At 62.3% G+C, this 8,042-nt stretch carries 8 protein-coding genes; 3 read left to right on the plus strand and 5 right to left on the minus strand.

What is annotated here, in order from left to right; translation table 11 throughout:
• Nucleotides 1-175: 175 nt before the first annotated feature.
• The 3 genes from AC1D1P_RS09135 (at nt 176) to AC1D1P_RS09145 (ending at nt 3,184) form a co-directional block, all read left to right on the plus strand.
• The gene (locus tag AC1D1P_RS09135; RefSeq protein WP_007872916.1) at nt 176-466 is read left to right on the plus strand and encodes a co-chaperone GroES; all 291 of its coding nucleotides are present in this window, start codon (nt 176-178) and stop codon (nt 464-466) included.
• A 92-nt stretch (nt 467-558) separates the two neighbouring features.
• Complete coding sequence (groL, locus tag AC1D1P_RS09140; protein WP_411877453.1) at nt 559-2,211, plus strand: chaperonin GroEL; 1,653 nt, start codon at nt 559-561, stop codon at nt 2,209-2,211.
• A gap of 292 nt (nt 2,212-2,503) precedes the next feature.
• Nucleotides 2,504-3,184 carry an OmpW/AlkL family protein gene (locus AC1D1P_RS09145; protein ID WP_477672748.1) on the plus strand — a complete coding sequence of 227 codons (681 nt, stop codon included), beginning with the start codon at nt 2,504-2,506 and terminating at the stop codon, nt 3,182-3,184.
• A gap of 18 nt (nt 3,185-3,202) precedes the next feature.
• On the opposite strand, the gene AC1D1P_RS09150 is transcribed toward AC1D1P_RS09145, so the two are convergent.
• The 5 genes from AC1D1P_RS09150 to dalD are packed head-to-tail and all read right to left on the minus strand — an operon-like array spanning nt 3,203 to nt 8,030.
• On the minus strand, nt 3,203-4,150 hold the full coding sequence (locus tag AC1D1P_RS09150; RefSeq protein WP_477669905.1) for an AraC family transcriptional regulator: 948 nt from the start codon (nt 4,148-4,150) through the stop codon (nt 3,203-3,205).
• Between the two features lie 11 nt (nt 4,151-4,161).
• The gene (locus AC1D1P_RS09155; RefSeq protein ID WP_477672749.1) at nt 4,162-5,130 is read right to left on the minus strand and encodes a carbohydrate kinase family protein; all 969 of its coding nucleotides are present in this window, start codon (nt 5,128-5,130) and stop codon (nt 4,162-4,164) included.
• Nucleotides 5,131-5,150: 20 nt separating this feature from the next.
• On the minus strand, nt 5,151-5,822 hold the full coding sequence (locus AC1D1P_RS09160) for a transaldolase family protein (protein ID WP_477672750.1): 672 nt from the start codon (nt 5,820-5,822) through the stop codon (nt 5,151-5,153).
• Nucleotides 5,823-5,841: 19 nt separating this feature from the next.
• Nucleotides 5,842-6,630, minus strand: a complete 789-nt coding sequence (locus AC1D1P_RS09165; RefSeq protein WP_477672751.1) for an L-iditol 2-dehydrogenase — start codon at nt 6,628-6,630, stop codon at nt 5,842-5,844.
• Nucleotides 6,627-8,030: a D-arabinitol 4-dehydrogenase gene (dalD, locus tag AC1D1P_RS09170; protein ID WP_477672752.1), complete on the minus strand. Its 1,404-nt coding sequence runs from the start codon at nt 8,028-8,030 to the stop codon at nt 6,627-6,629. The genes AC1D1P_RS09165 and dalD overlap by 4 nt, the downstream gene beginning before the upstream one ends.
• Nucleotides 8,031-8,042: the final 12 nt, after the last annotated feature.

Genomic DNA, 8,042 nt, shown 5'->3' on the forward strand with positions numbered 1-8,042 from the left:
AAACAGCAGTTTTCAGCGGCGCCACCTTGAAAACAGGCCTGATTGCCTCTATGATTAGCACTCGATGGTATTGAGTGCTAACAAAGCCCAGTCAATCCACCAAGTTAACAGGCACTCACTTTTACGCGGGTGCTTTTTGATTCCCAAAACCATTGTTCTCAAACAAGGAGCTCTCATGAAACTTCGTCCTTTGCACGACCGCGTGATCGTCAAACGCGTGGAAAACGAAACCAAAACCGCTTCCGGCATCGTCATTCCTGACAGCGCCGCTGAAAAGCCTGATCAGGGCGAAGTGCTGGCCGTTGGCCCAGGCAAGAAGAACGACAAGGGCGAATTGAGCCCCGTGGGCGTGAAAGTTGGCGACCGCGTGCTGTTCGGCAAATACAGCGGCCAGACCGTCAAGGTCGACGGCGACGAACTGCTCGTCATGAAAGAAGAAGACCTGTTTGCAGTGGTCGAGAAGTAACCTCTCTTCTGCTATTTATTTGATAGCTGCTGGCGCATCTCCTACTTGGGCTAGCAGGCGATTTCATCCATAAACTTTAAGGAATCTGCATCATGGCAGCAAAAGACGTAATTTTCGGCGGCGAAGCCCGCGCACGCATGGTCGAGGGTGTGAACATCCTGGCCAACGCCGTCAAGGTAACCCTGGGCCCCAAAGGTCGTAACGTGGTTCTGGAGCGCTCGTTCGGCGCCCCCACGGTGACCAAGGACGGTGTGTCCGTCGCCAAGGAAATCGAACTGAAGGACAAGCTGCAGAACATGGGCGCGCAGATGGTCAAGGAAGTCGCTTCCAAGACCTCCGACAACGCCGGCGACGGCACCACCACCGCTACCGTTCTGGCCCAAGCCATCGTCCGCGAAGGCATGAAATACGTGGCCGCCGGCATGAACCCGATGGACCTCAAGCGCGGTATCGACAAGGCCGTGCTGGCCCTGACCGAAGAGCTCAAGAAGGCTTCCAAGCCCACCACGACTTCGAAAGAAATCGCCCAGGTCGGCTCCATCTCCGCCAACTCCGACGAATCCATCGGCAAGATCATTGCCGACGCAATGGACAAGGTTGGTAAAGAAGGCGTGATCACCGTAGAAGACGGCAAGTCCCTGCAAAATGAACTCGACGTCGTCGAAGGCATGCAGTTCGACCGCGGCTACCTCTCCCCTTACTTCATCAACAACCCTGAAAAGCAGTCCGCACTGCTGGACAACCCGTTTGTTCTGCTCTACGACAAGAAGATCAGCAACATCCGTGACCTGCTGCCCACCCTGGAGCAAGTCGCCAAGGCCGGTCGTCCGCTGCTGATCATTGCCGAAGAAGTCGAGGGCGAAGCCCTGGCAACTCTGGTGGTGAACACCCTGCGCGGCATCCTGAAGGTTGTGGCTGTGAAGGCCCCTGGCTTCGGCGACCGCCGCAAAGCCATGCTGGAAGACATCGCCTGCCTGACCGGCGGCAAGGTCATCGCTGAAGAAGTCGGCATGTCGCTCGAAAAAGTGACGCTGGCTGACCTCGGCCAAGCCAAGCGCATCGAAGTGGGCAAAGAAAACACCATCATCATCGACGGCTCCGGCGCCGCTGCCGACATCGAAGCACGCGTCAAGCAAGTGCGCGTCCAGATCGAAGAAGCGACCAGCGACTACGACCGTGAAAAACTGCAAGAGCGCGTGGCCAAGCTGGCCGGCGGTGTTGCCGTGATCAAGGTTGGCGCTGCCACCGAAGTCGAAATGAAGGAAAAGAAGGCCCGCGTGGAAGACGCGCTGCACGCTACCCGCGCTGCCGTGGAAGAAGGCATTGTGGCCGGCGGTGGCGTCGCCCTGCTGCGCGCCAAGCAAGCTGCTGGCAAGATCGCCGGCGACAATCCTGACCAGGATGCTGGTATCAAGCTGGTGCTGCGCGCCATCGAAGCCCCCCTGCGCGAAATCGTTTACAACGCAGGCGGCGAAGCCTCTGTGGTGGTCAACGCGGTTCTGGCCGGCAAGGGCAACTACGGCTTCAATGCAGCCAACGACACCTACGGCGACATGATCGAAATGGGTATCCTGGATCCCACGAAGGTCACCCGCACCGCACTGCAGAATGCAGCCTCCGTCGCATCCCTGATGCTGACGACCGAAGCCATGATTGCCGAAGCTCCGAAAGAAGAGTCCGGCGCCGGCGGCGGCATGCCAGGCGGCATGGGTGGAATGGGCGGCATGGGCGACATGGGCATGTAATGCCTGCCTGAGCTTTTCGCTCCATCAAAAAAGGGCCGCTTTCGCGGCCCTTTTTTTATTGCTCGTCCACTTTGTACGAAAAACGTTTTCACACAGCAAGGCCTTTCGTCTGCGGCGCCACAGTCTCTTCACAAAAACGGGGAGGAAGATGCTGCACGTTGGCGCCTGCCGCTACCATGATTTCTCATGAGCCACCGGATGACTTCCCTCGCCCCGTGCGATGGCGCGAATACCGCCGGCACAAACAATGACGCCATAGCAACCCGAACACATCCCGCATTCGCACTTGCCCATGAATCCCTCCCAGAAACTCTTCATAGCGGCCGCCCTGGCGGTTTCTTCCGTATACGGCTTTGCACAACAGGCAGGCACATGGTCCGTGTCGGCCGGCGTCACGCGGATTGCGCCTTCCGTGAACAGCGGCAGCCTTTCGGCGCCGTCCGGAACTGGCGTAATTCAGGGCGCGAAAGTCGACGTCAGCAACAGTTCCAGGTTAACGGCCGCCGTAAACTACATGGTCACCGACCACATCAGCCTGCACCTGCCGCTCGGTTTGGGCTTCAGGCATGACGTCAGCGGCGCAGGTGTGCTCGCTGGCGTTGGCACAGTGGCCGACACCCGGGCCTTGCCCATCACGCTGATCGCGCAATACCGGTTTCTTGATGCCGACGCCCGGTTTCGTCCTAACCTGGGTGCGGGCCTCTCCTACGTGAAGTTCTACAAGGAACGCGGCACAGCCCTGCTGACCGCGTTGACCAACCCAGGCGGTCCCGCCACAAGCGTATCCTTCAAGTCGAAATTTGCCCCCGCGTTGCAACTGGGCGGTATTTTCAACCTCGACAAAAAATGGTTTGTAGAAGCCAGCTATACCAAGACTTTCCTGAAAACCCGCGGCACGCTCAGTACCAACCAGACCATCGATGTGGGCCTTGACCCTGATTGCTTCACCTTGCAACTGGGGTACAAGTTTTAATTTCACGCTACAGGACCATCAGGATAATCGGCCAAAACGGTCGTCTGTCTGCCGCCTGAACTCGGTAGGCGTCATGCCCTTGATCTCCAGGAAACGCCGGTTGAAGTTTGCGACATTGTTGAAACCGACCTGATAGCAGATGTCGGTGACGTTGTGGTCGGTCTGCATCAGCAGGTGGCACGCGCTGTTGATGCGCACACGGTTGACGAAGTCGGTAAAGCTGTTGCCGGTGGAGCGCTGGAAGAAGCGGCTGAAGCGGCTCTCGCTCATGCCGAGCTCGGCCGCCACGACCGACATCGAGATCGGCTCCGCCATGTTGGCGGTAATGCGGTTGACGATGCCGTTGATCTGGTCAACCTGCGCGTCGCCATCAGCGCCCTGTGTGCCCTGCATCTGTACGCTCGACAGCAGCCGGTAGTCCGTCCATTGCGCCAGGTCGGCCATGAATTCAAAAAAGTGGCCGAGACGGCGCACTCCACGCGCGGCCTTGATGTTGTCCCAGTGCGTCTGCGCCTGCTGCGACATGCCGAAGAACTCGATGCCATGGCGTGCCCGTTCGAGCAGCTGCATCACTTCGCGCAATTCAGGAATTCCGGTTGCCGCGCGCTCGATGGGCTCGTGATGGAACTGGATCACCCGGTCGCGTCCCGCGGCACCGCCTTCGGGCACGTCAAGCGAAATCCAGTTGTGCGGCAGGCGCGGGCCGCACAACACCAGATGACCGGGCTGGAACGGTCCGATCCAGTCGCCGACAAACGCCTTGCCCGAGGTCTCGGTGATCAGGTGCAGTTCATACTCTTCATGAAAATGCCAGCGTACCAGCGGGCTCGGGAAGCCGTGTGCAAGACAGCGCACCAGACCGGTTTCAGGTGCCTCGTAACCGAGCGATGGGGAGCGCGCAATATCGCGCTCCAGCTCGGGTTGGCGCTGACGGGGGATCGAGCGTTTGGATGTGGACGTTGTCATGGCAGTCTGGGTCAGGACCGTGAAGCAACCGTCTCATTGTCCTCCCGCACGAGCGCAGCGTGAACGGCCTCCAGCGTAGGCGGATCAGCGCCTTCACGGGTGCAGTTCAGTGCGGCGGCCGTGGCGGCGAAGCGCATCACTGCGCGCCAGGCGTCGCCGCTCAGCTCGCCAAGCTGGGCCGGGTGTTCGACGCCATGCGCAAGCAGCGAGACTGAAAGCCCGGCCGTAAAAGTGTCACCCGCGCCGATGGTGTCGACCACCTTCACACGCGGTGCCGCCACAGTCAACGGCTCGTGCCCCGTGCGCCAGAGCGTGGCACCGCCGGCGCCGCGCGTGACGATGACCGCTCGCGCACCGGCGTGCAGGCAACCCGCTGCCAACGCATCGACAGGCCTGCCGGGCGCCAGCAGTCCGGCATCTTCGTCGCTGAGCTTGACCAGATCGGCCATCGCAAACCAGCTCATGACGCGCGCGCGGTAGGCTGCCATATCGGAAATCAGGCTGGGCCGCACGTTGGGATCGAACACGATCACACGGCGCCCGGCGTTGGCAGTCATCAGCCCGGTGATGCGCGTGGCCGCAGGTTCCTGCAGGAGCGCGATCGAACCGAAATGAAGAAAGCGGCATTCAGCCGGCAACTGCGGCAGCGGCTCGGGTGCCCAGGTCGCATCGGCGCTGCCGTGCGTGTAGAAGGCATAGCGGTTGGTCTGCGGTGTGCGCTCAACGAAGGCCAGGGTCGACGGCGCATGGCTGCGCAGGATAAAACGGGTGTCCACGCCGTTGCGTTCGAGAAAACGCATCAAGCGTTCGCCGAACAGGTCGGTCGACAGCTGCGTGAGGAAGCCAGTGGGCTGTCCGAGGCGCGCGCAGGCGACAGCCGTGTTGAGCGGCGAGCCGCCCTCGTGGCCCAGGAACGCCAGCGTGCCCGCCTCGTCGGCGGTGAAATCGATCAGGGCTTCGCCCGTGAGTGCAATGCGCATGGTTTCCGGATTGTCCTCTGTCAGGGCAAGGCGCGGGCGTCGGCCAGGAACCCGCGCTCGGCAGCCAGCGTGGCGGGATGATCGAGCAATTCTGCAAAGAGGCGCGGCGCAATTGTGATGGCGCCCACACCTAATCGGAGCAAGGAAAGACAGGCCTCGCGGGAGCGGATGYTCGCCACCAGAAGTCGGGTGCCGGACGAAGGCCGCTGCGCTACCAGCGCCTGCATTTGCGCGATCAGCGCCAGCCCGTCCACACCAGCGTCCTCAAGCCGTCCCAGGTAGGGTGCCGCATAAGCCGCGCCCAGTTGGGCGGCAAAGTGCGCCTGCTCAGGCGCGTAGACAGCCGTCCACGTGACCGGCACACCTTGCGCGACAAGCCGGGCGCCGGCATCGAAGCCCTGGCGCGTGGCGGGGATTTTCACGACCAGCTGACCCCGCTCGAAGTGCGGCAAAAGATCCTGCGCGTCTTCAAGCATGCCATCGACTTCGCTGGAATACACCTGCGCCTGCACCTGCCGCGCACCCAGTTCGATACAGCGCGCCAGGAGGCCGGGCACCGCGGCGCGCCCGACACCCGCTCGCCGCAGCAGCGTGGGGTTGGTGGTCACGCCGTGCACCACCGGATGCGGCAGGCACGCCTGCAGCTCAGCCAGGTCGGCACTGTCGAGGTACAGATGGAAGTCTTCATTCATCGCGCTCCACCCCTAAAAATCAGCTCATGACGTTGCCGCCATCGACATTCAGGGTCTGCGCCGTGATGTAACGCGCCTCATCGCTGGCCAGAAATACGGCCGCTCCCGCGATGTCGGCCGGTACACCCATGCGGCCGAGCGGCACTTCCAGGCCCACACGCCGCTTCTTTTCTCCCGGGGGCAACCCCTCTGCCCTGGCGAAGAGGCTGTCGACGTGGTCCCACATCGGTGTATCGACCACACCGGGTGCGATGCCGTTGACGCGAATGCCATGCGGCGCCATGGCCAATGCGGCACTCTGGGTGTAGCTGATGACCGCGGCCTTGGTGGCGCAGTAGTGCGACACCAGCGCTTCGCCACGCCGCCCGGCCTGCGAGGCCATGTTGATGACTGACGCGCCCTGCGTGCCGGCTTCGACCATGTGGCGAAGCACGGCCTGCATGACAAAGAACATGCCTTTCACATTGACGGCAAAAAGCCTGTCGAAAGAAGCCTCATCACTGTCAAGCAGGGGCGCGAGATCGAACACGGCCGCGTTGTTGAACAGAGTATGAATGGGGCCAAAAGCGGCCTGTGCCTGCGCCAGCAGGTGCGCAATCGCCCGGGCGTCCGTCACGTCCGCCGCGATGTAGACCAGGCGGCCGGGATGGCGTTTTTGCAGTGCCTGCACGACTTCAGGCGTCACCACGGCCCGGTCGACCACGCTGCAGTGCGCGCCCTCGGCGATGCAGGCTTCAGCCACCGCCAGACCGATGCCGCCACCGGCACCCGTCAGAAGCACATGACGGTCCTTCAGACGTTCGCTCATGTTCTTTTTACCCCTGAATTGACAAAGCCGGCTACCCGCCCGATCGCGCCGCGCACGGCATCCGTCAGCCGTGTATCGCCTGCGGCACTGCCCCATAGCCCCGCGTCGGAGCACAGCGCGCGCACAGGATCGACAGCGTCACAGATCGCGCGGGCCACGGCCTCGTCCATACCCTGGTCCTGGTAGACATAGGGCAGCGCTCCCCGGTGCCAGCGCCGCAGGAAAACAAGGAACAGCGCAGGCAGCATTGCGACGCTGTCGATTGGCTGTCCCGCGGCGAGCCGCTCCCGTACCGTGGGCGCGATAAACCCTGGAATCTTTGAGAAACCGTCCGCCGCCACGCGTTGGTTGGTGTCGCGGATCGCAGGATTTCCAAAGCGCTCGAGCACCACATCGCGGTACGCTGTGAGGTCGATCGGCCCGGGAGAGTCGGGAGAACTCAGGCAGGGAATCACGTCGTCGGTCACATAGTCGTAGGCCATCTTCCGGATTGCCGCGTGGTGTGTTCCTTCGTGGATGAAATCGAGCCCGACCAATGTGCCGGCCCAGGCAATGCAGCTGTGCGTGGCATTGAGGATGCGGATCTTGGCCTCCTCGTAGGGCTGCACCGACTCGACCAGTTCCACGCCCACACGGCCCCAGTCGGGGCGCCCGGCCGCGAAGTTGTCTTCGATCACCCATTGAATGAAACTCTCGCCAGTGATCGCAGCCGCATCATCCCGCCCCGTGGCGGCCTTGACGCGAGCGCGCAGCTCGGGTGGCGGACGCGGCGTGATACGGTCGACCATCGTGTTGGGGCAGCGGGTGTTCCCCGCGACCCACGAAAGCAGCCCGGTGTCGCCTGTGAGTTCAATGAATTCGCGCAGCCCGTCACGAAAGCGGTCGCCGTTGTGGCGCAGGTTGTCGCAGTTGAGCAGGGTCACGGGGCCGGCCTGCGCCGCCTTGCGCGCACGCAGGATCGCGCAGACGGCGCCGTAGATGGTCACGCCCTCCCCGCCCGCCTCGCCGCGGCGTGCGCGCTCAAGGTCTGCCGCGAGATCATTGAAAGACAAGTCCAGCTTGCCTTTCGTGTCGAGGTAGTAGCCTGCCTCGGTCACGGTGAATGAAACGATGCGCGTGGACGGCGCCGCGCCGCGAGAGATCACCGCAGCCAGCGAGTCTTCCCAGGGAAGCACTTCGCGGATGGCCTCAATCTGTTCATAGCGGTATTCGCCGGCCGGCGATACGGTTTCCAGCGTGTAACGCCCGCCCTGTGCCTGCAAGGCCGCGACGACCTCGGCCATGTCGGGCCGGATGTTGGCGCCCACGATGGACCAACGGGTGTCGCCCGCGTCGATCAACCGCTGAAGATAAACGGCCTGGTGGGCTCGATGAAATGAACCCAGTCCAAGGTGAAGCACCGTGAATTCCGA

It is taken from the genome of Polaromonas sp. P1_E1_2 (assembly GCF_056406035.1).

Bases quoted from the DNA above. Each gene is read 5' to 3' on its own strand.
- AC1D1P_RS09135 (WP_007872916.1), top strand. From the start codon at position 176: ATGAAACTTCGTCCTTTGCACGACCGCGTGATCGTCAAACGCGTGGAA.
- groL (WP_411877453.1), top strand. From the start codon at position 559: ATGGCAGCAAAAGACGTAATTTTCGGCGGCGAAGCCCGCGCACGCATG.
- AC1D1P_RS09145 (WP_477672748.1), top strand. From the start codon at position 2,504: ATGAATCCCTCCCAGAAACTCTTCATAGCGGCCGCCCTGGCGGTTTCT.
- AC1D1P_RS09150 (WP_477669905.1), bottom strand. From the start codon at position 4,150: ATGACAACGTCCACATCCAAACGCTCGATCCCCCGTCAGCGCCAACCC.
- AC1D1P_RS09155 (WP_477672749.1), bottom strand. From the start codon at position 5,130: ATGCGCATTGCACTCACGGGCGAAGCCCTGATCGATTTCACCGCCGAC.
- AC1D1P_RS09165 (WP_477672751.1), bottom strand. From the start codon at position 6,630: ATGAGCGAACGTCTGAAGGACCGTCATGTGCTTCTGACGGGTGCCGGT.